This is a genomic window from Bradyrhizobium sp. Rc3b (genome assembly GCF_900114915.1).
Taxonomy (GTDB): domain Bacteria; phylum Pseudomonadota; class Alphaproteobacteria; order Rhizobiales; family Xanthobacteraceae; genus Bradyrhizobium.
The window spans coordinates 297,229-320,681 of sequence record NZ_FOUS01000009.1 but is presented as its reverse complement, the minus strand read 5'-3'; the positions used below and the strand labels follow the sequence as shown (position 1 = coordinate 320,681).

At 64.6% G+C, this 23,453-nt stretch carries 19 protein-coding genes and 1 tRNA gene; 11 read left to right on the top strand and 9 right to left on the bottom strand.

What is annotated here, in order from left to right:
* The first annotated feature begins 25 nt into the window (after window positions 1–25).
* Window positions 26–114 (top strand) — tRNA-Leu (locus BM190_RS22895).
* 312 nt (window positions 115–426) lie between these two features.
* On the opposite strand, the gene BM190_RS22890 is transcribed toward BM190_RS22895, so the two are convergent.
* Window positions 427–1,704: a hypothetical protein gene (locus BM190_RS22890; protein WP_092259372.1), complete on the bottom strand. Its 1,278-nt coding sequence runs from the start codon at window positions 1,702–1,704 to the stop codon at window positions 427–429.
* Between the two features lie 362 nt (window positions 1,705–2,066).
* Between BM190_RS22890 and BM190_RS22885 the strand changes: the two genes are divergently transcribed.
* Window positions 2,067–3,317 carry a multidrug effflux MFS transporter gene (locus tag BM190_RS22885; RefSeq protein WP_092259200.1) on the top strand — a complete coding sequence of 417 codons (1,251 nt, stop codon included), beginning with the start codon at window positions 2,067–2,069 and terminating at the stop codon, window positions 3,315–3,317.
* Between the two features lie 205 nt (window positions 3,318–3,522).
* On the opposite strand, the gene BM190_RS22880 is transcribed toward BM190_RS22885, so the two are convergent.
* Together BM190_RS22880 and BM190_RS22875 are read right to left on the bottom strand one after the other, a co-directional pair.
* Entirely contained in the window at window positions 3,523–5,118 is a 1,596-nt protein-coding gene (locus tag BM190_RS22880; RefSeq protein WP_244550712.1) for a glycosyltransferase family 39 protein, read from the bottom strand.
* 230 nt (window positions 5,119–5,348) lie between these two features.
* Window positions 5,349–6,959 carry an ABC transporter substrate-binding protein gene (locus BM190_RS22875; RefSeq protein ID WP_018322086.1) on the bottom strand — a complete coding sequence of 537 codons (1,611 nt, stop codon included), beginning with the start codon at window positions 6,957–6,959 and terminating at the stop codon, window positions 5,349–5,351.
* A gap of 269 nt (window positions 6,960–7,228) precedes the next feature.
* Between BM190_RS22875 and BM190_RS22870 the strand changes: the two genes are divergently transcribed.
* From BM190_RS22870 to BM190_RS22835, 8 genes are all read left to right on the top strand, one after another.
* Window positions 7,229–8,359, top strand: a complete 1,131-nt coding sequence (locus tag BM190_RS22870) for a M20/M25/M40 family metallo-hydrolase (RefSeq protein ID WP_092259198.1) — start codon at window positions 7,229–7,231, stop codon at window positions 8,357–8,359.
* A 208-nt stretch (window positions 8,360–8,567) separates the two neighbouring features.
* On the top strand, window positions 8,568–9,509 hold the full coding sequence (locus BM190_RS22865; RefSeq protein WP_177237227.1) for an ABC transporter permease: 942 nt from the start codon (window positions 8,568–8,570) through the stop codon (window positions 9,507–9,509).
* Between the two features lie 18 nt (window positions 9,510–9,527).
* A complete protein-coding gene (locus BM190_RS22860) occupies window positions 9,528–10,415 on the top strand; it encodes an ABC transporter permease (protein WP_018322083.1) in 888 nt (295 codons plus the stop codon).
* Window positions 10,416–10,429: 14 nt separating this feature from the next.
* Window positions 10,430–12,079: an ABC transporter ATP-binding protein gene (locus BM190_RS22855; protein WP_092259366.1), complete on the top strand. Its 1,650-nt coding sequence runs from the start codon at window positions 10,430–10,432 to the stop codon at window positions 12,077–12,079.
* Window positions 12,080–12,392: 313 nt separating this feature from the next.
* Complete coding sequence (locus BM190_RS22850) at window positions 12,393–13,898, top strand: M81 family metallopeptidase (RefSeq protein WP_092259197.1); 1,506 nt, start codon at window positions 12,393–12,395, stop codon at window positions 13,896–13,898.
* A gap of 13 nt (window positions 13,899–13,911) precedes the next feature.
* The gene (locus BM190_RS22845; RefSeq protein WP_092259196.1) at window positions 13,912–15,075 is read left to right on the top strand and encodes a M20 aminoacylase family protein; all 1,164 of its coding nucleotides are present in this window, start codon (window positions 13,912–13,914) and stop codon (window positions 15,073–15,075) included.
* A gap of 2 nt (window positions 15,076–15,077) precedes the next feature.
* Window positions 15,078–16,499 (top strand): amidase, encoded by a 1,422-nt coding sequence (locus BM190_RS22840; RefSeq protein ID WP_092259195.1) that lies wholly within the window; start codon window positions 15,078–15,080, stop codon window positions 16,497–16,499.
* A 303-nt stretch (window positions 16,500–16,802) separates the two neighbouring features.
* The gene (locus BM190_RS22835) at window positions 16,803–17,693 is read left to right on the top strand and encodes a crotonase/enoyl-CoA hydratase family protein (RefSeq protein ID WP_092259194.1); all 891 of its coding nucleotides are present in this window, start codon (window positions 16,803–16,805) and stop codon (window positions 17,691–17,693) included.
* A 143-nt stretch (window positions 17,694–17,836) separates the two neighbouring features.
* On the opposite strand, the gene BM190_RS22830 is transcribed toward BM190_RS22835, so the two are convergent.
* From BM190_RS22830 to BM190_RS22820, 3 genes are all read right to left on the bottom strand, one after another.
* The gene (locus BM190_RS22830) at window positions 17,837–18,814 is read right to left on the bottom strand and encodes an NADPH:quinone oxidoreductase family protein (RefSeq protein WP_092259193.1); all 978 of its coding nucleotides are present in this window, start codon (window positions 18,812–18,814) and stop codon (window positions 17,837–17,839) included.
* Window positions 18,814–19,422, bottom strand: a complete 609-nt coding sequence (locus BM190_RS22825) for a 2-hydroxychromene-2-carboxylate isomerase (protein WP_092259192.1) — start codon at window positions 19,420–19,422, stop codon at window positions 18,814–18,816. Before BM190_RS22825 ends, BM190_RS22830 begins: the two co-directional genes overlap by 1 nt.
* Window positions 19,423–19,555: 133 nt before the next feature.
* A complete protein-coding gene (locus BM190_RS22820) occupies window positions 19,556–20,257 on the bottom strand; it encodes a glutathione S-transferase N-terminal domain-containing protein (RefSeq protein WP_092259191.1) in 702 nt (233 codons plus the stop codon).
* Window positions 20,258–20,387: 130 nt separating this feature from the next.
* On the opposite strand from BM190_RS22820, the gene BM190_RS22815 reads away from it, so the two are divergent.
* Window positions 20,388–21,410: a methionine synthase gene (locus BM190_RS22815; RefSeq protein ID WP_092259190.1), complete on the top strand. Its 1,023-nt coding sequence runs from the start codon at window positions 20,388–20,390 to the stop codon at window positions 21,408–21,410.
* Window positions 21,411–21,435: 25 nt separating this feature from the next.
* Here the strand turns inward: BM190_RS22815 and BM190_RS22810 are convergent, their stop codons facing one another.
* The 3 genes from BM190_RS22810 to BM190_RS22800 are packed head-to-tail and all read right to left on the bottom strand — an operon-like array spanning window position 21,436 to window position 23,424.
* On the bottom strand, window positions 21,436–22,098 hold the full coding sequence (locus BM190_RS22810) for a hypothetical protein (protein ID WP_092259189.1): 663 nt from the start codon (window positions 22,096–22,098) through the stop codon (window positions 21,436–21,438).
* A gap of 24 nt (window positions 22,099–22,122) precedes the next feature.
* Entirely contained in the window at window positions 22,123–22,650 is a 528-nt protein-coding gene (gpt, locus tag BM190_RS22805; RefSeq protein ID WP_018322072.1) for a xanthine phosphoribosyltransferase, read from the bottom strand.
* Between the two features lie 36 nt (window positions 22,651–22,686).
* A complete protein-coding gene (locus BM190_RS22800) occupies window positions 22,687–23,424 on the bottom strand; it encodes a competence/damage-inducible protein A (RefSeq protein WP_092259188.1) in 738 nt (245 codons plus the stop codon).
* Between the last annotated feature and the right edge of the window lie 29 nt (window positions 23,425–23,453).

Here is a 23,453-nt window from a genome sequence, read left to right as displayed (position 1 = left end):
TAAGTGTTTGATCTCGTTGGATCAAGCGGGCATGGCGGAATTGGTAGACGCAAGGGACTTAAAATCCCTCGGTGCGCAAGCGCTGTGCCGGTTCGACCCCGGCTGCCCGCACCACGAGATTTGATGCTCCCGCGACCCATTGGTGGAGGCGGCTGCCCTGCGCTTCATCATCGAACGCGCCTCCGGTGGCGTCTCGATCTGCCCAATAGCTTTGTTGCGCGGCTTCAGCATCTGAAGATCGCCCTCTTCCGTGTCCGAGCAGCCGCTTCACCGAAAGCATGCGACGGATCGCCACCGCATCGAGCGCTTGTTGGAACACGTACAGCAGAGTGCTCGGAGAGCTGGGCGATTATTGCGGCGTGGACCACGACCGCGAAAGCATCGAGCGTGCCGCCAAGGCGATGTCAGGCTCTACCACCGCCACGGCTATAGCTGGACCGTGTCCGGCACCCGGCCCGCATGACGGGCGTCGAGCAGCAGGACCCAGAAGAACATCAGCGCGCTGAAGAGCTGGATGGAATTGTCCTCGGAGGAACTCCCCGTCACGAAGATCAATGAGGGCATCAGGAGACCGACGGTGAGCGCGGCGGCGAGTGCCCTGGCCGGAAGATCGACCAGCAGGATCGCGGCATAGAGCGCGAGCTCGAAGAAGGCATATTCCTTGAGGCGCGGCGAGCTGAGATAGAGCGCAAACATGGCCAGCACCGTGATGCGCATGGCTGCACGGGGGTGATCCATCAGCCAGCGATCCAGTCGCGCAAGAAGCGAATCTCCTTCGTGCGCCGGCCGGCTCCCGATCAAGCGCAGGACGGACAGGACGAACGGCACGAGCACCAGTGCGGTCGCAGCGAACGCATAGGTTGCGAAGATCGCGGGCTTGCTGTCGATCAGGCCCACATGGCCCATCAGATCCCGCGCCAGCAGCAGCAGGGACGGATTGCTCTCGAACAGCTCGACGAGGTGCTGGTCCGGAATCTTTCCGGCCACCGCAAGCTGCCAGCTCGCGAACAGATCGGGGTACGCCAGCCACGATATCAGGATCGGCAAGGCGAAGCTGAACACAGCCATCGCGATCAGCATCAGCTTGCGGCCGCGCGGCAGCGGCAGGAAGTACAGCGCGGCCAGCACGGGAAAGAACACCAGCTTGAACGACATCACGAGGCCGAGCAGCGCGGCGCCGGCGAGGCGCGACGGAAAGCTGCGGTCCTCTGCCGCTCCGGATGCGGGCGGAGAAAGCAGGAGCCTCAGCGCGATCGCGGTCAGCACACCGCTCAGGATCGCGAAATTGCCCGACGCCTGCACCCATTCGAAACCGACGAATGCGCCGAGCGCGCAGAGCACCCTGAGCCCGACGTCGCGAGCGCTCGGGCGCGTTCGGCCAAAACCTGGCAAGATGAGGCCGCAGAGCACGGCCAGCACGGGAAAGATGGTTTTGTAGTGAGCGACCAGAATGCCGTCCGCGCAAAAAGGACGAAAGGCGTCCAGCGTCACCGGCAGATAGGGGTAAGAGAGCTTGGTGCCCTTCAGGTTCTTGACGAAATAGGGATCGAGTCCGCCGACATAGGCATCCACCGCCGCGCAATTGACGCGGGTGTCCCAGCCATATTTCACATCGAGCCCGACGTCGCTGGCGAGATTGCCGAACACCAGAAGCGCGGTCAGTGCGATCAGGCAGGCAAGCCAGAGGTTACGCCTCGAAGCCATGTCGGCCGAAGGCTCCAACCATCGTGCTGTACCGGTGACATCAGACACAATCGGATACCTTGTTTGGCCTGGTTTTCTTTCGGCGCCAGCGCGGCGCCTCATCCATCGGCCGCCACAGTGGACAGGAGGCGTTTCCGTTTCATCCCGCCGGGCCCGACCTGCCTCGCCCGGCGCCGATCTTTAGGGAGGGATGGTGAATCACAGGTTTCCGGGCCATAGCAGGACCCGCGGTCGGCTCGCGCGGGGGTTCCCCTCACCAATTCTTGTCCGCCCCTCCTCCGCCTGCCAGCCATCCCGAAACATGGGTTGTGCAACGCAGCATGGGCGATGGATAAAGTCGCTCAATTTCAGAGGTGAGCTTCTTGTCTGACGTCAATGCCGACGATTGGGTGTCCGCAGGACACCGCCCGATGGGATTTCCAGAATTCGTCATCGTGATCGCGTCCATCATGGCGCTGAATCCGCTTGCGATGGACATGATGCTGCCCGCGCTGCCCAATATCGGGACAGCCTTCAACATTCCCGTCGCCAACCATCTGCAGCTGGTGCTGTCGACCTTCCTGATCGGCTTCGGCGCCGGCCAGTTCGTGATGGGTCCCTTGTCGGACCGCTTCGGCCGCCGGCCGGTGCTGCTCGGCGGCATGGCGGTCTATGCGGTGGCGAGCGTGCTGGCGGTCGCGGCACCCTCGTTCGAGACGCTGCTGCTGGCGCGCGCGCTGCAGGGGCTCGGCACCTCGGCGACACGCGTGATCGCGACCTCGATCGTGCGCGACTGCTATGTCGGCCGCCGCATGGCGAGCGTGATGTCGCTTGCCATGATGGTGTTCATCGCGGTGCCCGTGATCGCTCCCTCGTTCGGACAGGCGGTGCTGCTGGTGACGGCGTGGCGCGGCATCTTCGTCGTGCTGATGCTCTACGGCCTGCTGGCGCTCGCCTGGTGCGTGCTGCGGCTGCCGGAAACCCTTCCTGAATCCGGGCGCCGGTCCCTGGCGCCCGCCGACGTGCTCTCGGCGTTTCGGCAGACCGTGACCAATCGCCAGACCATCGGCTATGCCACGGCCGCCGGCAGCGTCATCGGCGCGCTGTTCGCCTTTGTCTTCTGCGCCCAGCAGGTCTTCACCGGCATCTATCACCTCGGCCATTACTTCCCACTCGCCTTCGCAGCGATTGCAGCCGGCACGGCCGTCGCCGGCTTCCTCAATGCGAGGCTGGTCGGGCGGCTCGGCATGCGCGTGATCTCGCATGGCGCACTGACGCTCTACACAATCGTCGCCGCCGTGATGCTGCTGACGGAAATTCTCGGCGTCCTGCCGCTGACCCTGTTCATGGTGCTCTCGGCTCTGATGATGTTCTCGTTCGGCATGATGGTTGCCAACTTCACCGCGCTCGCGATGGAGCCGCAGGGCCACATCGCCGGCACCGCCTCCTCGCTCTACGGGTCGATCACGACGCTGATCGGAATCGTGGTCGGCATGGCGATCGGACAGAGTTTCGACGGCACGCTGCTGCCGTTCTCGATCGGCTTCTTCCTGTCGACGCTCGCTGCGCTCGCGATCGTGCTGGTGGTGGAAAAGGGCCGGCTGTTCAAGCCGCATCATCGTCCCATCACTTAGGGAACTTCCCGATCCGCTCGATGTTGTCCTGCAGCAATTCGAGAGGTCACATTCAATGGAACCGGAACACCGGGAAGATCGCCGCGACGTCGAACGGCGGAAGACGGAACATTCGGAGCCGAGCGCAGAGCACGCCACGTTGACGACGCCTTTGGCGAGCGAGGGTCTTGAGCAGGTCCGCGACAGTCATTGTTGAGCGCAGAGTCTATTCCGAACCGCGCCTGCTGGCGCTGAAATCATCCGCAGCGCTCTTGGGTATCATCCGCATTCCCCGGGGCCGCACGATCAGAGCGACCACCTCCCGCGAGAGACCGGGCCGCCCCCACAGGGTGGCCCGCACGGTGAACTCGCGCCTGACGAAGTGTCCGGTCTGCGAGGACGCCCACGCCATCCACCGGGTGCAAGATTCCTGGTCGCGGAAACACAGCGCGGCCCAGCCGCGGTCGAGCGACGTCTTGCGCGGCAAGCCCAATGTCTGGTCGTACTCGAAGGGCGCCGCATGACGTGGATGGTCCGGGCTGTAAAACGCAGTGGCGAAGGCCAGCGAGCCATCACCACTCACCGCGCTCAGCGGCACACCGGTCTGCTCGCGCCACTCGCGCGTCAATTCACTGGCCGCCTGGGCGTAAAGATTCCGGCCCTCCTCATACCCGTGATCGTTGCGATAGACGGCATGGATCGGCGCGGCGATCAGGACGGCCGCGAGCGCGACGCCGGCCACGATCACGGTGAGGTTGACCGTGTAGAAGCGCTCGATCGGGTAGCTCGTGCCGCAGACCACGAGAACGGTGAACAGGAACAGCCCCTGCAACGCCCATAGCGACGGCAGATCGGTGCCCATCGCGAGCGACGTCCCCACCGGCAGCACGATCGTACCCATCGTGACGTAGAACAAAAGCCGCAGGCCCGGGCTCATTGCGGCGAAGTCCGCCGGAAACTGCTTCAAGCGCGTTCCTGCAACGAGCACCCAGAACACGGCCGACATGCTCATCGCCGCCGCCAGCCCAAGCAGAAAGTTTCTCGCCTCGCCGAGTGAGGTCGCAGCGTTGCCGCCTGTGTGCGCCAGTGCGTAGGTGAAGGTCGACGCGCCCGTTGTCGCGAGCCAATAGACGTGAGGTGACAGCGCCGCGAGCCCGACGACGACCGAGATCCAGGGCGAAGCGGAGGTGAAATAAGCGCGCCGCGCCGGGTGCGCCAGCGCGGCAAACGCGAAGCTCGTGACGAGAAAGACCGAATAATATTTGCCGACCATCGCCAGCGCCGTCGTGCATCCCATTGCGACCGCCCACAGCGGGGCGCGCGTCTCGAATGCGCGCAGGAAGCACCAGGTCGCCAGCGGCCAGACCGCCAGCAGCACCGAATTGGCATTGAAGCGCTGGGCATGGAATTGATAGACCGGCGTCAGCATCAGCAGCAAAAGCACCAGGATGCGCTTGTGCCCGGACACGAATTGCCGCGCGATCCGGTCGACGAAGATCAGCGCAAGCCCGGCATTGGCCATCGCCATCAATTGCAACGACCAATCGCTGAGCGGGAAGACAGAGGTCCAGCTGGCGGCGATCCAGCCGGTCAAGGGCGGATGCTTGTGATAGCCCCAGGCGAAATGCTGCCCCAGCATCCAGGCCTCGAGCGTATCAGGGTGCAGGCCGCCGCCGGCATAGGCGATCGCCAGATAGAGCGTCCAGATCGCGACGAAACAGCCGATGAGGAGCGGAACGGCCCAGCCCGCCTCGACGCCATCGAGCCAATGCAGGAAAGACCGCCGCCAACGCGCCGGCGCGCGATCGGACCGTTCGGCCATCGCCTGGAATGCAAAATCGATCGGCACGGGAATCAGGTTGAGGAGGAAAATGACGCGTAAGGACGACGCATCTATTTCAAGATTGAAACAAATAGCAATGACCGGAAACTGGAAAGGTTAAAAGCCGCAACGCTTTTCCGCCGACGCAAGACCACAAAAGACAACGGCGCCGCTGATGACAGCGGCGCCGCGTGGTGAAGACGACGAAGGCTACGTGAATTCGCCTCCCCTTACTCCGACTTGTCGACGTTCCAGAACAGCGGCGTCGCCGGGCCGTCGAGCACGCCGGTCAGCGATTTACGCCAGCCGCTCGGCAGCAGGTATTGCCCCAGCGGGATGTAGATCACCTGCTCATAGGCTTCCTTCTGGATGTCGGCGGCGATCTTCTTCTGCTCGTCGATCGACGGCGCGCGGACGAACGCGTCCTTGAGCTGCTCGATCTTGGCGCTTTCCGCCCAGCCGAACCAGCCGCCCTTCTTGCCCTGGCCGCCGATCGAGAGATTGGCGATCGGGTTGGAGACGTCGGCCGCGACCCAGTTGGTGAAGAACATGTTCCAGCCACCCTCCTTCGGCGGCTTCTGACTGGCACGGCGGCTCACCACCGTCTGCCAATCGGTCGCTTGCAGATCGACCTTGAAGCCGGCTTCGCGCAGCAGCTGGGCCGCGACGATGGGCTGGGCCTTGAGCGTGGTGACGTCGCCGGGCGCCATGATGACGACCGGGGTGCCGTCATATCCGGATTCGGCGAGCGCCTTCTTGGCCTCCGCCATGCCATTGCCCTTCACCAGGGTCTCGGCGCCGACCTCGGTCGCGAACGGCGTATCGCAAACGAAGAACGCGCCGCAGATCTTCTGGTACTTGGCATTGCCGACCAGCGCGTCGAGAACGTCCTTCTGGTTCATCGCCAGAAGAGCGGCACGTCGTACCTTCACGTTGTCGAACGGCGGATAGAGGAAGTTCATCCGGCCGAGCGTCTGAAAGCCGAACTTGTTCGAGACCTCGATCGTGATCTCCTTGTTCGCCTCCAGCACCGGCAGCATGTCGTAGGGCAGGTTTTCCATGAAGTCGATGTCGCCCGACTGCAGCGCGTTCACGGCGGTCTGCGAGTCCGGCATGGTGATCCATTCGACGCGGTCGACCTTCGCCACCTTGCCGCCGGAGGTCCAGCTCGCCGGCTCCTTGCGCGGCACGTAATCGGTGTTCTTGACGTAGACCGCCTTGACGCCAGGCTGGAATTCCGACGCAACGAACTTGAAGGGGCCCGAGCCGATCTGCTCGGGGATCTGCTTGTCCGGCGGCGTCTCGGCGAGGCGCTTCGGCATCATGAAGGCGACGCGCGAGGACGGCTTGCCGATGGAGTCGAGCACGAGGCCGTAGGGCTCCTTCAGCTTCAGCGTGATGGTCTTGGCGTCGGTCGCCTCGATGCTCGCGGTGAAGTCCAGGAGCTTCTGGCCCATGCCGTCGACCGCGGCCCAGCGCTTCAGCGAGGCGACGCAATCTTCCGCCGTCACCGGCGCACCGTCATGCCATTTGAGGCCGTCGCGCAGCGTGAAGGTGTAGGTGAGCTTGTCGTCGGAGATCTTCCAGTCCGCCATCTGCGGCTGAATCTTGAAGCTCGAATCGGGAGCCACCAGCGTGTCGTAGACCATGTAGCCATGGTCACGCGTGATGTAGGCCGTGGTGAAGATCGGATCGATGATGCGCAGATCCGAATGCATCACCGCCGTAATGGTCTTGCCGGCTGCAAGCACTGGCGAGGCAAGCGCCGTCGAAAGCGCAACGACAGACAGCGCAAGTTTGGAGGCAAACGCGCGAGGCCCCCGGCGCATGAAGTGGAACATAAAAAGTTTCTCCTGACGTGAAACTGTTCAAAGGCAGGTTATTGGTTAAGCATGGGGCTCGTTCCTTGGGCGAACTAACCTCATGCAATGCCTTTATCTTTCGAGACTTGCAGACAGTGCCGAGCGCGTCAATCCGGTTTCGCTGCAAGCCCTGGCGGCGCGGGCGCGGGCTCCACAAGGATCGGTTTGGCTCTACAACACTCTCCACTCGTCCTGCCCCGCACCAATGCAATGCGCATTCCATCTTTCGAAGCTTGAGAGACATTGAGATGAATCCAGCCAATCTTCCTTTCGATTCCGAGGCGATGCTCCAGGGTCTGCGCGGCTGGGTCGAATGCGAAAGCCCGACCTGGGACGCTGATGCGGTGAATCGCACGCTCGATATCGCAGCGCGGGATATGGCGATCATGGGTGCGACGATCGAGCGCATCGCCGGCCGCCAGGGGTTCGGCGGCGTGATCCGCGCGCGCTTTCCGCATCCGAAACAGGGCGAGCCGGGCATCCTGATCGCCGGCCATATGGATACCGTCCACCCGGTCGGTACCATCGAGAAGCTGAAATGGCGGCGCGAGGGCAATCGGTGCTACGGCCCCGGCATCTATGACATGAAGGGCGGCAACTACCTCTCGCTGGAAGCGATCCGGCAACTGGCGCGTGCATCGTTCACCACGCCGCTGCCGATCACCGTGCTGTTCACGCCGGACGAGGAAGTCGGCACGCCCTCGACGCGCGACATCATCGAGGCGGAAGCCGCGCGCAACAAATATGTCCTGGTGCCCGAGCCCGGCCGCGCCGACAACGGCGTCACCACCGGACGTTACGCCATCGCGCGCTTCAATCTCGAGGCGACGGGCCGGCCGAGCCACGCCGGCGCGACGCTGTCGGCGGGACGCTCGGCGATCCGCGAGATGGCGCGGCAGATTCTCGCCATCGACGCGATGACGACGGAGGACTGCACCTTCTCGGTCGGCGTCGTGCATGGCGGGCAATGGGTCAATTGCGTTGCCACGACCGCCACCGGCGAAGCGCTCTCCATGGCCAAGCGGCAGGCCGATCTCGATCGCGGCGTCGAGCGGATGCTGGCGCTGTCGGGCACGGCCAACGATGTTTCCTTCAAGGTGACGCGCGGGGTGACGCGTCCGGTGTGGGAGCCGGATGCCGGCACGATGGCGTTGTATGAGAAGGCGCGCGGCATCGCCAAGTCGCTTGGCGCCGAACTGCCGCATGCGAGCTCCGGCGGCGGCTCCGATGGCAACTTCACCGGTGCGATGGGAATCCCGACGCTCGACGGCCTGGGCGTGCGCGGAGCCAATGGCCACACGTTAGAGGAGTATATCGAAGTCGAGAGTCTCGTTGAGCGCGGCCGGCTGATGGCCGGGCTGCTTGCGACGCTGGAGTGACCGGATTGGATGGGCGCGCCTGGCGCGCCGCAGATATTTCGTCTGGCGGGCACGCTCCGCTGGCCCCCTTGAAGAGGGGTCGCCAAAACAGCTGACCGCACTGCAAAAACTGTGGCCCTGATGGCACGGGAATTGCTGAAATGTTAGGCTGGTGGCAGAACAGACTACGACCGCTGCCGCCGATTTACTCTAAGCTGACGGATCCAACTTGCTCGGATATCTCCTTCGCCGAATCTTCGCCGCCGTGCCCGTGATGGGCGTCGTCGCGCTGTTCGTCTTCCTCCTGCTCCGCCTCACCCCCGGCGATCCCGCCGCGATCCTCGCCGGCGACAATGCAACGCCGGAGCGGCTGGAGCGCATCCGCACCTCGCTCGGCCTCAACGAGCCCTTGATCGTGCAGTTCATCACCTGGGTGAACAAGCTGCTGCACGGCGATCTCGGGACCTCGCTGATCTCCAATCTGCCTGTGATGAAGATGATCGGCCAGCGCGTCGAGCCGTCGATCTCGATCGCGCTGTGCACCATCATCCTCGCCGTGATCGTGGCGGTTCCCCTCGGCGTGATCGCCGCGTGGAAGCACGGCACCTGGATCGACCGTTTCGTGATGGGGCTTTCCGTGCTCGGCTTCTCGGTGCCGGTGTTCGTGGTCGGCTATATTCTGATCCAGGTCTTCGCGATCGAACTGCGGTGGGTGCCGGTGCAGGGCTTCCGCAGCATCTTTAACGGCTTCGGACCGTTTTTCGAGCGCATGATCCTGCCGACCTGCGCGCTCTCCTTCATCTACATCGCGCTGATCGCGCGCATGACACGCGCGGCGATGCTGGATGTGCTCGGCGAGGACTATGTGCGCACCGCGCGCGCCAAGGGCATCAACGAGGTCGCCGTGATGATGCGCCACGCGCTGCGCAACGCCGCCGTGCCCGTCATCACCGTGATCGGCACCGGCTTTGCGCTGCTGATCTCCGGCGTCGTCGTCACCGAGAGCGTGTTCAACATCCCCGGCATCGGCCGCCTCACCGTGGATGCGGTGCTGGCGCGCGACTATCCGGTGATCCAGGCGATGATCCTGCTGACGTCGCTGATCTATGTCGTCGTCAATCTTCTCATCGACGTCGCCTACACCCTGCTCGATCCCCGGATCCGGTACTGAGGCAAGGACAAGAATAGAATGTCGGTCGATACCCTTCCCCAGTCGTCCATTCCGATCACGTCGCCGCTGCGGCCGCGCTTCGGCTTCCTCACCTCGACGCCGATCATCGCCACGGCGACGGTCCTGCTCGCGCTGATCATCCTGGTCTCGATCCTGGCGCCGCTGATCGCGCCGCATGATCCGATCCAGCTCGCGCCGTCGCAACGGCTCAAGCCGTCGTCCGCGCAATTCCTGCTCGGCACCGATGCCTATGGTCGTGACCTGTTGTCGCGCGTCGTCTATGGCGGCCGCATCTCGCTGCTGATCGGCATCGGCTCTGCGATCCTGTCGATCGTCATCGGCCTTGCGATCGGCCTCGTCTCCGGCTTCTTCAAGCTGGTCGATGCCGTGCTGATGCGGGTCATGGACGGCCTGATGGCGATGCCGAGCATCCTGCTCGCAATCGCCGTGGTGTCGCTGTCCGGTGCCAGCCTCTGGACCGTGCTGATCGCGATCACCATCCCCGAGATTCCGCGCGTGGCGCGCCTGGTCCGCTCGGTCGTGCTGTCGGCGCGCGAGGAGCCTTATGTAGAAGCCGCGATCTCGGTTGGCTCGTCGCTGCCCAAGATCATGTGGCGGCATCTGATGCCGAACACGGTGGCGCCGCTGATCGTCCAGGGCACCTATATCTGCGCGAGCGCGATCCTCACCGAGGCCATCCTCTCCTTCCTCGGCGCCGGCATCTCGCCGGAGACGCCCACCTGGGGCAACATCATGGCCGAGGGCCGGCAGTACTTCCAGATCAAGCCGTCGCTGATCTTCTGGCCGGGCCTGCTGCTTTCGATCGCCATCCTCAGCATCAATCTGATCGGCGACGCCGCCCGCGACGCACTCGATCCGCGCATGAAGCAGCGGGAAGGCAAGTGATGACCGATCAAGTGATGACCAACACCGTTCTCGACATCAACAACCTCGTCGTCTCCGTCGGCAAGAAGCCGGGTGGGCCAAAGATCATCGACGGCATCTCGATCCAGGTCCGCGAGCGCGAGACGCTGTGCCTCGTCGGGGAAAGCGGCTCGGGCAAGTCGGTGACCTCACTGACCACGATGGGCCTGCTGCCGAAGGGCACGCTGGTTCCCACCGCCGGCAGCATCAAGCTGGTCGGCGAAGAGCTGCTCACCGCGACTGACCGCCGCTTGCGCCAGCTGCGCGCCACGCAGATGGCGATGATCTTCCAGGAGCCGATGACCGCGCTCAATCCGGTGGTGCCGGTCGGCCGCCAGATCGACGAGGTGCTGCGCGCCCATACCAATCTCGACGCCAAGGCGCGAAAGAAGCGCATCCTCGACATGATGGAGCAGGTCCACCTGCCCCAGGTCGAGCGCATCTTCGCTTCCTACCCGCATCGCCTTTCCGGCGGCCAACGCCAGCGCATCATGATCGCGATGGCGCTGGTGCTGGAGCCAAAGCTCTTGATCGCGGACGAGCCGACCACCGCGCTCGACGTCACCACGCAGAAGCAGATTTTGTCCCTGATCCGCGAGCTCCAGCGCGATCACGGCACGGCCGTGCTGTTCATCACCCACGACATGGGCGTGGTCGCCGAGATCGCCGACCGCGTCGCCGTGATGCGGCAGGGCCGGCTGGTCGAGACCGGCCCGCTCGAGGCCGTGCTGCGCAATCCGACCATGGAATACACCCGCAATCTGCTCTCCTCGGTGCCGAGCCTGGTGCCGCGGCCGCCGCGCGAGGAGAGCCGCGAGCCGGTCGTGCTCGAGGCTAACGACCTCAGCAAGGTCTACAAGGAGCGCGCCTTCTTCGGCAAAGGCCGCGAGGTCGTCGCCGCCGACAAGGTGACGCTGACGCTGCGCAAGGGCCGCACGCTCGGCATCGTCGGCGAAAGCGGCTCGGGCAAGTCGACCGTGGCGCGCTGCATCGTGCGCCTGATCGATCCGACCTCCGGCGGCGTGCGCCTCGCCGGCCGAGAGATTGCCGGCATCTCGCGCCGCCTGCTGCAGCCGCACCGGCAGAAGATCCAGATCGTGTTCCAGGATCCCTACCGCTCACTCAACCCGCGTGTCACGGTCGGCGAGAGTATCGCGGAGGGCCCGATCAATTACGGCGTCGCCCATCCCGATGCGATGAAGCGCGCCCGCGAGCTGCTCGAGCTGGTCGGCCTGCCCGCCGATGCAGTATCGCGCTATCCGCACCAGTTCTCCGGCGGCCAGCGCCAGCGCATCGCCATTGCCCGCGCGCTCGCGCTCGATCCGGACGTGCTGGTCGCGGACGAAGCCGTCTCCGCGCTCGACGTCTCGGTGCAGGCGCAGGTGCTGGAACTCTTCGACGAGATCCAGAAGCGTCTCGGCATCGCGATCCTGTTCATCACCCACGATTTGCGCGTCGCAGCGCAGATCTGCGACGAGGTCGTGGTGATGCAGCGCGGCCGTGTCGTCGAACAAGGCCCGGCCGCCGAGGTGCTGACGCATCCGAAGGAGGCCTACACCAGGGCGCTGCTGGATGCCGCTCCCGGCCGTGACTGGGACTTTGCGAACTTCCGGCCGGTCGCAGAGGGCGTGGGGGCGACGGCGTAGCTACACTGTCGTCCCTGCCTAGTGCGCAATTGCGTACGGGGCGCAGGGACCCATACCGCGTGATCTATCGATCGCGCGTGGTGCTAATCCCGAACGACCGATCTTCGCCAAACTCCTCCCTGGGGTTATGGGTCCCTGCGTTCGCAGGGACGACACCGAGTGCGGAGTTGGCGCAATGGTTCACAACACCCACCGCACCCGCAGCATTCCCAAAACAGCTTGACCCTATGCGCGGCGCGAGTGCTTCCCACCTTGCTCTCGCCGCAGGGCCAAGGCTAACGTCGCGCCCTCTTGATTGATTGGACTGAACTGAATGACACGCATCGCCGTCGGCGGCTTCCTGCACGAGACCAACACCTTCGCTCCCACCAAGGCGACCTTCGCCGACTTCCAGCATGGCGGCGGCTGGCCGGCGATGACAGAAGGCGCCGACGTGCTGAAGGTGATGCGGCGCATCAATGTCGGCCTTGCCGGCTTCGTCGACAGCGCCGAAGCGAACGGCTGGGAACTTGTTCCGACGATTGCCTGCGGTGCGAGCCCGTCGGCGCATGTCACCAAGGACGCCTTCGAGCGCATCGTGCGGGTGATGGTCGACGGCATCGCAGCCGCCGGCCCGATCGATGCGGTCTATCTCGATTTGCACGGCGCCATGGTGACCGAGCATCTCGACGACGGCGAAGGCGAGATTCTGGCGCGCGTGCGCCGCGTCATCGGCAAGGACGTTCCGCTGGTCACCAGCCTCGACCTCCATGCCAACGTCACGCCGGAGATGATGGAACATGCCGACGCGTTGATCGCCTACCGGACCTATCCGCATGTCGACATGGCCGAGACCGGCCGTGCCTCTGCGCGCCATCTCGCGCTGCTGCTGCAAACGAAGCAGCGCTTTGCCAAATCGTTCCGGCAATTGCCGTTCCTGATCCCGATCAGCTGGCAATGCACCAACGACCAGCCGACCAAAGGCATTTACGAACAGCTCGCCGCGCTGGAGAGTGCCGCAGTTCCGACGCTGTCTTTCGCGCCCGGCTTTCCCGCCGCCGACTTCCGCGATTGCGGGCCGAGCGTGTTCGCCTATGGCAGGACGCAAGCCGATGCCGACCGTGCGGCCGATGCGATCGTCAAGCTGATCGAAAGGCACGAAGACGATTTCGACGGCAAGATCTGGTCGCCGGATGACGGCGTGCGCCACGCGATGGAGCTTTCGAAGAGCGCGAGCAAGCCGATCATCATCGCCGACACCCAGGACAATCCCGGCGCCGGCGGCGATTCCGATACGACCGGCATGCTGCGCGCGCTGGTGCGCAACAGAGCGAGCGCCGCGACCGGCGCGATCTACGATCCGGTCTCGGCCAAGGCCGCGCATGATGCCGGCGTCGGTGCCACCGTGACGCTGTCGCTCGGCGGCAAGTCCGGCATCCCCGGCGACGAGCCCTATCGCGAGACCTTCGTGGTCGAAAAGCTCTCCGACGGCCGCTTCATCGCGCCCGGCCCTTACTATGGCGGCCGCGAGATGGAGATGGGCCCCTCCGCTTGCTTGCGCATCGGCGACGTCCGCGTCGTCGTCTCCTCGCACAAGGCGCAGCTCGCCGACCAGGCGATGTACCGCTATGTCGGCATCGAGCCGACCGAACAGAAGATTCTGGTCAACAAGAGCTCGGTGCACTTCCGCGCCGATTTCGAGCCGATCGCGGAAAAGCTGATGATCTGCGCCGCACCGGGCGCGATGCCGGCCGACACCGCCACCCTGCCCTGGACGCGCCTGCGTCCGGGCATTCGCATCAAGCCGAACGGCCCCGTTTTCTCGCCTCCCTCACGCTAACTGGACAAAGCCCATGCCCACGATCGACCGCATCGACGGTTACGCCGACGAGCTCACCGCCATCCGCCGCGACCTGCACGCCCATCCCGAGATCGGATTCGAGGAAGTGCGCACCTCCGGCATCGTCGCCGACAAGCTGAAGAGCTGGGGCATCGAGGTGCATCGCGGTCTCGGCGGCACCGGCGTGATCGGCGTGATCAAGGGCAAGGGTTCGGGCAACAAGCGCATCGGCCTTCGCGCCGACATGGACGCGCTGCCGATGGAAGAGAACACCAATCTGAAGTGGAGCTCGAAAATCCCCGGCCGCTTCCACGGCTGCGGCCATGACGGCCACACCACCATGCTGCTCGGCACCGCGCGCTATCTCGCCGAGACCAAGAACTTCGACGGCACCGTGCATTTGATCTTCCAGCCGGCCGAGGAAGGTCTCGGCGGCGCCCGTGCGATGATCAAGGACGGCCTGTTCGAAAAATTCCCCTGCGACGAGCTGTACGGCCTGCACAACGCGCCCGACCTCAACCACGGCGAGATCGCGATCCTGCCCGGCCCGGCGATGGCCAGCGCCGACTTCTTCGACCTGCGCATCACCGGCTATGGCGCGCATGGCGCGATGCCCGAGCGCTCCAAGGACGCGGTGATCATCGCGACCACGCTGGCGCAGGCGATCCAGACCATCGTCAGCCGCAACGTCGAGCCGCTGCAGGCCGCAGTAGTGTCGATCACCCAGATCCACGCGGGCTCCGCCTACAATGTCATTCCCGGCGACGCGCATCTTTGCGGCACCATCCGCACCTTCTCGAAGGAAGTTCGCACCCTGGTCAGCGAACGCATCCGCACCATCTGCGCCGGCATCGCAAGCGCCTACCAGTGCGTCATCGACGTCGACATCCGCGACACCTTCGGCGTGCTGGTCAACCAGGTCGAGCAGTCCAAGGTGGTCGAGGAGGTCGCGCGCACCATCGTCGACCCCGTCAACGTGATCACGCGCGCCCAGCCCAAGATGGGCAGCGAGGATTTTGCCGACATGCTGGAGACCATTCCCGGCGCCTATTTCTGGGTCGGCCATGATGGCAACGTGCCCGTGCACAATCCCGGCTTCGTGCTCGACGACAAGATCCTGCCGATCGGCGCCAGCATGTTCGCCCGGATCATCGAGACCCGTATGCCGGTAGGTTAGCAATGCATAAGAAGAGCCCTGAGGAAGCGGTCACCTCACTGCACGATCTGTCCGCGGTCGATCTGATCGCGGGCTATCGCGCCAAGCAGTTCTCGCCGAGCGAGGTGCTGGAGGATTTGCTCGCGCATGTCGCTGCGTGGGAGCCGCATCTGAAGGCGCTCTATGCATTCGATCCCGACGGCGCGCGCGAGGCCGCGAAGGCCTCGACCGCGCGCTGGTCCGGCGGTGAGCCATCCGGCGCGCTCGATGGCGTGCCCGTCACGGTGAAGGACAACATCGCGACCAAGGGCGTGCCGGTGCCGCTGGGCGCGGCCAGCGTCAAGCTCGTGCCAGCCGAGAAGGACGCCCCGCCCGCCGCACGCCTGCGCGAGGCCGGCGCGGTCATCTTCGCCAAGACCACGATGCCCGATTACGGCATGCTGTCATCCGGACTCTCCAGTTTCCACGCACTCGCGCGCAACCCCTGGGACCTCTCGAAGAACCCCGGCGGCTCCAGCGCGGGCGCAGGCGCGGCTGCCGCGGCCGGCTATGGTCCGCTACATCTCGGCACCGATATCGGCGGCTCGGTTCGCCTGCCTGCGGGCTGGTGCGGCCTCGTCGGCCTGAAGCCGAGCTTCGGCCGCGTGCCGATCGACCCCACCTATGTCGGGCGCGTCGCCGGCCCCATGACCCGCACGGTCGACGATTGCGCGCTGATGATGAGCGTGATCGCAAAGCCCGACCGGCGCGACGGCATGAGCCTGCCCGCCGAGCCGCTGAACTGGAAGGGAGCAGAGAAGTCTCCGCGCAAGCTGCGCATCGGCCTGATGCTCGATCCCGGCTGCGGCCTGGCGCTGGAGAAGCCGGTGCGCGAGGTCGCGGTGAAGGCGGCGAAAGCGTTCGAATCCGCAGGTAGCGTCGTGACCGAGGTCGACGGCATCCTGACGCGCGAGATGCTCGACGGCCTCGACAACTTCTGGCGCGCGCGGATGTGGGATGATCTGGCCAAGCTGACGCCGGCCGAACAGGCCAAGGTGCTGCCCTATATCTTCAAATGGGGCGAGTCCGGCGCCAAGCTCTCTGGCATCGATGTCATCCGCGGCTTCAACCAGACCATGGCGATCCGCGCCGCGGCGTCGAAGCTGTTCTGCGAGCTCGATTACGTGATCTCGCCGACCGCGCCGAACGTGAACTATCCGGCGGACTGGGCCTCGCCGACCAACGACCCCATGAAACCGTTCGAGCACATCGCCTATACCGTGCCGTGGAATATGTCGGAGAACCCCGCCATCTCGATCAACGGCGGCTTCGATGCCAAGGGTTTTCCCATCGGCGTGCAGATCGTCGGCCGCCGCTTCGACGATATCGGCGTGCTCGGCATGGCCAAGGCTTTTGAGGGCCTGCGCGGGCCGCAGAAGCCCTGGCCGAGGCCGCCGGCGAAGTAAGACGTTCTCGTCATTCCGGGAAGCGCGCCCTTTAAGCGCAAGCCCGGAAGTCTTTGGACAGGCAGCATGCGGAGCCTCTTGCTTACCCTCCCCTGGAGGGGGAGGGTCGGCTCACGTTGAGCGCAGCGAAATGTGAGACGGGGTGGGGTGACGGTCTCTCCGCGTCCAGCAGTGCCCGAGAGGAGAGATCACCCCACCCCGCTCGCGCTGCGCGCGATCGACCCTCCCCCTCCAGGGGAGGGTAAAGAAAACTCAAGCCCTGTGCCATCTGCGCAGCGAAAGAACAAAAGGAAGGAAACCATCATGGCGTATGAGACGATCAAATACGAGGTCGCCGAGCAGATCCTCACCATCACCCTAAACCGGCCCGACAAGCTCAACGCCTTCAACGCGCGGATGCAGGGAGAGCTGATCGACGCGTTCGACGCCGCCGACAAGGACGATAACGTCCGCGCCATTATCGTGACAGGCGCCGGTCGCGGTTTTTGCGCGGGCGCCGATCTGTCGTCGGGCGCCGACACGTTCGATCGCGACGCCCGGCGCGGGCCCGTCAAACGCTTCGCCGACGGCAAGGTCGACTACAGCGATCCGCAGGTGCGCGACGGCGGCGGCCAGGTGACCTTGCGCATTTTCAAGTGCCTGAAGCCCGTCATCGCCGCCGTGAACGGCCCTGCGGTCGGCATCGGCGTCACCATGCAGCTCGCGATGGACATCCGCATTGCTTCCGACGCCGCTCGCTTCGGCTTCGTGTTCTCCCAGCGTGGCATCGTGCCGGAGGCGGCGTCGAGCTGGTTCCTGCCACGCATTGTCGGCATCTCGCAGGCGCTGGAATGGTGCTATTCGGGCCGCGTCTTCCCGGCCCAGGAAGCCCTCGCCGGCCGTCTCGTCAGCAAGGTCGTCTCCCCTGATGACCTCCTGCCGACCGCCCGCGCGCTCGCCAAGGAGTTCGCGGCGAAGACCGCACCGGTATCGGTTGCGCTGATCCGCCAGATGATGTGGCGCATGATGGGCGCCGATGATCCGATGGAGGCCCACAAGGTCGACAGCCGCGGCATCTACGCCCGCGGCCGCTCCGACGATGTCAAGGAAGGCGTGGTGTCGTTCCTGGAAAAGCGCCCCGCGCAGTTCCAGAACAAGGTGTCCAGCGACATGCCGGACTATTTCCCGTGGTGGACGGAGCGGGAATACAAGTAGCTTCGTAGCTCTCGTAGGGTGGGCAAAGCGACTTGTCCGCCATAGCTCGAAGAGCGACGGCGGAAGCGTGCCCACGCACTTTTCGCCATCGAGAGAGATGGTGGGCACGGCGCAACAGCGCCTTTGCCCACCCTACGGCACCGTCACTCCATCATCAGCGCGACACGCCCGATCGCCTTGCGGTCGATCAAGAGCCGCATGGCCTTCGCGTAATCTTCCAGTGGCAGGCAGTGTGAGACGTTGGGGCGCAGCTTGCCCTCCTCCGCCCATTGCAAGAGCGCTTTCAGGCGGACCTCGCCAAGTGCGGGATTCTTTCGTACCGCTTCGCCGGCACGCACGCCGAGCACGCTGGCTCCCTTGATCAGCAGGAGGTTGGTCTTGGCCGAACCGATGCCGCCGGTGAAGCCGATTACGAGGAGCCGCGCGCCCCAGGCGATACAGCGCATCGAGTCTTCGAAAACCTGACCGCCGACGGGATCGAACACGATGTCCGCGCCGCGACCATCGGTGATGCGCTTGACGGCGTCGCGAAACGGCTCGCGGTCATAGCGGATAAGATGATCGGCGCCGCGCGATTTCGCGATGGCGAGCTTCTCGTCGCTGGACGCCGTCGCGATCACGGTCGCGCCCAGCATCTTGCCGATCTCGACGGCGGCCAATCCCGTGCCACCACCGGCGCCATGCACCAGCAGCACCTCTCCCGGCTCGACCCGGCCGCGATCGATCAGCGCGTGATAGGCCGTGCCATGGCCAGCAAGATAGGTCGCAGCCTCGGCGTAGTCGAATGTCGACGGCATCGGCGTGAGCTGCGACGGCGCGACGATGGCCTCGTCGGTGAATGCGCCATGCCGCACCTTCACGATAACCTTGTCGCCGACGGCAACGCCCTTCGCCTCCGCACCCACTTCGGTCACGTCGCCGGCAGCTTCCATGCCGGGCGTGAACGGCAGCTCCGGCTTGAGCTGATATTGGCCGGCGGCCATCAGCACATCAGGAAAATTCAGCCCGGCGGCACGGATCGCGACCCGCGCTTCGCCCGGCTTCAGGGCGCGCGGCGGAAACTCTTCCAGCCGCAAGGTTTCGGGCTCGCCGAGCGCGCGACAGACGACGGCGCGCACCATCAGGCCGCGCTCGCCTTGCTGCGCTTGAGCGCTTCGCGGATCAGCGGCAGGCGGTCATTGCCGAAATACATGTCGGTCTTATTGACAAAGATCGTCGGCGAGCCGAAGCCGCCGCGGGCGACGACCTCTTCCGTATTCGCCTTGAGCTGATCCTTGATCCCTTGCTCGGCGATGCCGGCGAAGAATTTTCGCTCGTCGATGCCGACCCGTTTGCAAATCTCCGCGAGCACCGCGTCCTGCGAGATATCCTTGTCGCCCCCCCAATAGGCCTCGAACACGGCGGTCGCGAACGGCACCATGTCCTTACCCAGCCAGATGCAGCCGCGCATCGCCTTGACGCTGTTCACCGGAAACACCGTCGGCGGCATCTTGATCGCAAGGCCCGCCGAGCGCGACCAGTCCTGAAGGTCCTTCTTCATATAGCGCGCCTTCAACGGCACCGGCGTCTCGCGCTGCGCGTAGACGCTCGGATTGACCGTATTGAAGATGCCGCCGACCAGGATCGGTCGCCAGACGATCTCGGCGCCGAGTTCCCTGGCGAGCGGCTGGATGTTGTGGAAGGCGAGATAGGTCCAGGGGCTGGAACAGTCGAAGAAGAATTCGATCATGGCGTTTCCTTTGTGACGGACCTCGTCCTGAGGAGGCCGCGTAGCGGCCGTCTCGAAGGATGGCCACGGGTGACAGTCGGGCCTTCATGGTTCGAGACGCGCCTATGGCGCTCCTCACCATGAGGGACAGGCACTACTTCCTTCCCAACACTTCCTTCGCACGCTGGCCGAACATGATCTTGCGTGATTCCTCGTCGAACGGCTCTTTCACGAATTTTCCGATCGCAAGCCCCGCCTGCACCTGCGGCCTGGCGCGGACGTCGGCATACCAGCGTTTGACATTCGGATAGTCGTCGAGCGTAAAGCCCTGCGCCTTGTGGGTCATGGTCCAGGGGAAGCAGGCAATGTCGGCAATGGAATAGTCGCCGGCGACATAGGCGCCGGTCTTCTCCAGCTGCCGGTCGAGCACACCGTAGAGCCGGGCCGCCTCGTCGCGATAGCGCTCGATCCCATAGGGGATCTTCTCCGCCGCATAGAGCGCAAAATGGCCGTGCTGGCCCAGCATCGGCCCGAGGCCGGCCATCTGCCACATCACCCATTGAATTGTGGTGGAACGGCCGCGCAAGTCAGCGGCCAGGAAGCGGCCGGTCTTCTCCGCGAGATAAATCAGAATTGCGCCGGTCTCGAACACCGAGAACGGCCCGCCGCCGTCGGCGGGTGCGTGATCGACGATCGCGGGGATGCGGTTGTTCGGGGAGATCGCCAGAAACTCGGGGCTGAACTGCTCGCCGGCGCGGATGTCGACGGGCTTCACGACATAGGGAAGTCGGAGCTCTTCCAGCATGATCGAGATTTTCCAGCCATTCGGCGTCGGCGCGTAATGGAGATCGATCATGACGTTTCCCTCGGCATCCTTTGGCCTTCCCTGCCGATGCCGCCAGCTAAAATAACGACTTTTGTTGTTCTGTACCTTGACGTTAGGACATGGCAGGAAGGGGCGCAACACAACCCGCCGGAGGGCCGCCATGCTGTTTCCAACCACGATTGCCGGCTCCTTGCCGAAGCCGGAATGGCTTGCCGAACCCAATATGCTCTGGGCGCCCTGGAAGTCGCAGGGCGACGAGTTGCTCCGCGCCAAGCGCGACGCGACGTTGATCTGGCTGAAGATCCAGGAGGACGCCGGAATCGACATCCTCACCGAGGGCGAGCAGGCCCGGCAGCATTTCGTGCACGGTTTTTTGGAGAAGATCGAAGGCATCGATTTCGCGCACAAGGTCGAGATGGGCATCCGCAAGGACCGCTACAAGGCGATGGTGCCGCAGGTGGTCGCCCCGCTTCGGCTCAAGGGGCGCGTCCATGCCTTCGAGGCGCGCGCGGCGCGCACGCACACGAAGAGGAAGCTGAAGTTCACCCTGCCCGGCCCGATGACCATCATCGACACCATTGCCGATCGCTACTATGGCGACCGCGTCAAGATGGCGTTTGCCTTCGCCGAGCTTTTGAATGAGGAGGCCAAGGCATTGCAGGCCGACGGCGTCGATCTCGTGCAGTTCGACGAACCCGCCTTCAACGTCTACATGGACGAGGTCAACGATTGGGGCATCAAGGCGCTGGAGCGCGCTGCGCAGGGCCTCACCTGCGCCACTGCCGTGCACATCTGCTACGGCTACGGCATCAAGGCCAACACCGACTGGAAGGAAACGTTAGGCAGCCAATGGCGGCAGTATGAACAGATCTTTCCGGCGATCGACGCCAGCCCGATCCAGCAGGTCGCGATCGAATGCCGCAATTCGAAAGTGCCGCTCGATCTGCTCGCGCTCTTGAAGAACAAGATCGTGCAGGCCGGCGTGATCGACGTTGCCAGCGACACCGTGGAGACCGCTGAGGATGTCGTGAAGGTGATCGACGCGGTGTCGAAATTCGTGCCCAAGAGCAACATCATCGCCACCACCAATTGCGGCATGGCGCCGATGCGGCGCGAGATCGCCGAAGCCAAGCTGATGGCGCTCGGCGCGGGTGCCGCGCTGGCGCGCGAGAAGCTGGGGTGAGGGCCGGGATCCGCAGGCCGCTCTGCTAGTCCAGAGCGGTCGGATGCAGCGCCGGTTGATATCCGGCGCTCAGTGCACGCAGTGTAGACGGGGGCGTCAGCAGCATTGGGCTCTCCAGCTCGTGCTCGGCGCGGGCATAGCCGGCTGGCGACCAAAGCAGCGCCCTTCCCTGCACCACCAGAAAGCTGTCTTCGCCCCGTTGAACCATCGCGCCGTCGGGCAATTCTGCCAGCGGCACCGGCGGCGCGTGCAGGCGCTTGCGGCCATGATCCAGACGCTCCAGGTGCAGCGAGGCGTCCATCGCCTTCGCACTCACCTTGCTCACGCCATTACCCCTCTCCCACGCCGCGCGAAAGCGGTTGGCATCCTCGCGGCGGCAGAAGAAGCAGGGACGATGGCCCGCGGCAAACGCGGTGGCCTCGTCGAGGAAGAATAGCTCGGTCCAGCTGCGCCGCGCCATCACCGGCCGCCGCCAGCCGCGGAATTCGCACAAGCATGTAATCCAGGCCGGCGACGACCAGCGCTTGTTCAGCAGCGTCTTCGTCGCGGGATCATGGATGATGCCGCGATTGCCGGTGAACAGGCCGCGATGCGGGGTGGCGATGATGTCACCGGTCGGCAGGACGCGGTTTTGGAGAGGGCGAGTAGCGAATGGCGAATTGCGAGTGGAGGGGCTGCTATTCGCCATTCGCTACTCGCCATTCGCCTTTGATCACGCCGCGCCGTCGCGCAGCGGCGGGTGGTAGGACAGCGCGGTGTCCCAGGGGAAGAAGATCCAGGTATCCTGCGAGACTTCCGTGATGAAGGTGTCGACCAGCGGGCGCCCCTTCGGCTTGGCGTAGACGGTGGCGAAATGTGCGTCGGGCAACATCTCGCGCACCAGCTTGCCGGTCTTGCCGGTGTCGACGAGATCGTCGACGATCAACAGCCCTTTGCCGGTGCCACCACCAAGCTTCATGGCCTGTTCCGAAATACCCTTGAGGACCTGGAGGTCGCCCTGCTTGTCGTGGTCGTAGCTGGCGACGCAGACGGTATCGATGATGCGCACGCCAAGCTCGCGCGCCACGATCGCGGCCGGCACCAGGCCGCCGCGGGTGATCGCGATCACCGCATGGAACGGGCCGACCTCGTTGAGGCGCCAGGTCAGCGCCCGGCAATCCCGGTGGAACTGGTCCCACGAGACCGGGAAGGCCTTGCCCGCCCGCTCCTGCGCACTCAGTTCCGGTGCTTCACCAGCCATTGTCGTCTCCTGCTTCGCCTGCCGGCAAATTCTCTGCTAACGAGTGATGTTCAATCCTGCCAGCATTTCCTTCACCGCGGCCATTGCTGCCGCGAGCTTGTCCGCATCGCGCGAGCGCACCACGAGGTTCGTATTCGGCTTTTGCTCCTCGTCCATGAAGGGGTAGCTGCCGATGATGGTGTCGGGATGGGCGGTGGCGATCGCGCGCAAGGGGCTGCCGATGTCGCCCTCCCGCGCATTGGCGCGGACCGATTCGGAGAGCATGCGCACGCCCGATTTCAGCTTGGGCGAGACGATGTCCATCATCGCCTGCATGATCGAGGGCACGCCGGCCATCACGATGACATTGCCGATCTTGAAGCCGGGCGCGAGGATGGTTGCGCTCTGGATCAGCTCGGCACCGTTGGGGATGCGGGCCATGCGCAACCGGGCCTCGTTGAGGTCCTGCTCGCTCCAGCGCTCCTTGAAACGGGCGACCACCTCCGGATGGTGGTCGATGCCGACGCCGAACGCCTTGGCGACGCTGTCGGCAGTGATGTCGTCATGGGTCGGCCCGATGCCGCCGGTGGTGAAGACGTAGGTGTAGCGATGCCGCAGTGCATCCAAGGCCGCGATGATGTCGGGCTCGTCATCGGAGACGACCCGAACCTCCTTCAGGTCGATGCCGATATTGGTCAGGTATTCGGCGATGAAGCCAATATTCTTGTCCTTGGTCCGGCCCGACAGGATTTCGTCCCCAATGACCAGAATGCCCGCCGTGACGATCTCGCTCATAACTTAAGTCCCTCACCTGTGGCGCCGAC

What these genes read in the sequence shown, in the direction of transcription:
- BM190_RS22890 (WP_092259372.1), bottom strand. Translation starts at nt 1,704, where the DNA reads ATGGCTTCGAGGCGTAACCTCTGGCTTGCCTGCCTGATCGCACTGACC.
- BM190_RS22880 (WP_244550712.1), bottom strand. Translation starts at nt 5,118, where the DNA reads ATGGCCGAACGGTCCGATCGCGCGCCGGCGCGTTGGCGGCGGTCTTTC.
- BM190_RS22875 (WP_018322086.1), bottom strand. Translation starts at nt 6,959, where the DNA reads ATGTTCCACTTCATGCGCCGGGGGCCTCGCGCGTTTGCCTCCAAACTT.
- BM190_RS22870 (WP_092259198.1), top strand. Translation starts at nt 7,229, where the DNA reads ATGAATCCAGCCAATCTTCCTTTCGATTCCGAGGCGATGCTCCAGGGT.
- BM190_RS22860 (WP_018322083.1), top strand. Translation starts at nt 9,528, where the DNA reads ATGTCGGTCGATACCCTTCCCCAGTCGTCCATTCCGATCACGTCGCCG.
- BM190_RS22855 (WP_092259366.1), top strand. Translation starts at nt 10,430, where the DNA reads ATGACCAACACCGTTCTCGACATCAACAACCTCGTCGTCTCCGTCGGC.
- BM190_RS22850 (WP_092259197.1), top strand. Translation starts at nt 12,393, where the DNA reads ATGACACGCATCGCCGTCGGCGGCTTCCTGCACGAGACCAACACCTTC.
- BM190_RS22845 (WP_092259196.1), top strand. Translation starts at nt 13,912, where the DNA reads ATGCCCACGATCGACCGCATCGACGGTTACGCCGACGAGCTCACCGCC.
- BM190_RS22840 (WP_092259195.1), top strand. Translation starts at nt 15,078, where the DNA reads ATGCATAAGAAGAGCCCTGAGGAAGCGGTCACCTCACTGCACGATCTG.
- BM190_RS22835 (WP_092259194.1), top strand. Translation starts at nt 16,803, where the DNA reads ATGGCGTATGAGACGATCAAATACGAGGTCGCCGAGCAGATCCTCACC.
- BM190_RS22830 (WP_092259193.1), bottom strand. Translation starts at nt 18,814, where the DNA reads ATGGTGCGCGCCGTCGTCTGTCGCGCGCTCGGCGAGCCCGAAACCTTG.
- BM190_RS22825 (WP_092259192.1), bottom strand. Translation starts at nt 19,422, where the DNA reads ATGATCGAATTCTTCTTCGACTGTTCCAGCCCCTGGACCTATCTCGCC.
- BM190_RS22820 (WP_092259191.1), bottom strand. Translation starts at nt 20,257, where the DNA reads ATGATCGATCTCCATTACGCGCCGACGCCGAATGGCTGGAAAATCTCG.
- BM190_RS22815 (WP_092259190.1), top strand. Translation starts at nt 20,388, where the DNA reads ATGCTGTTTCCAACCACGATTGCCGGCTCCTTGCCGAAGCCGGAATGG.
- BM190_RS22810 (WP_092259189.1), bottom strand. Translation starts at nt 22,098, where the DNA reads ATGGCGAATAGCAGCCCCTCCACTCGCAATTCGCCATTCGCTACTCGC.
- gpt (WP_018322072.1), bottom strand. Translation starts at nt 22,650, where the DNA reads ATGGCTGGTGAAGCACCGGAACTGAGTGCGCAGGAGCGGGCGGGCAAG.
- BM190_RS22800 (WP_092259188.1), bottom strand. Translation starts at nt 23,424, where the DNA reads ATGAGCGAGATCGTCACGGCGGGCATTCTGGTCATTGGGGACGAAATC.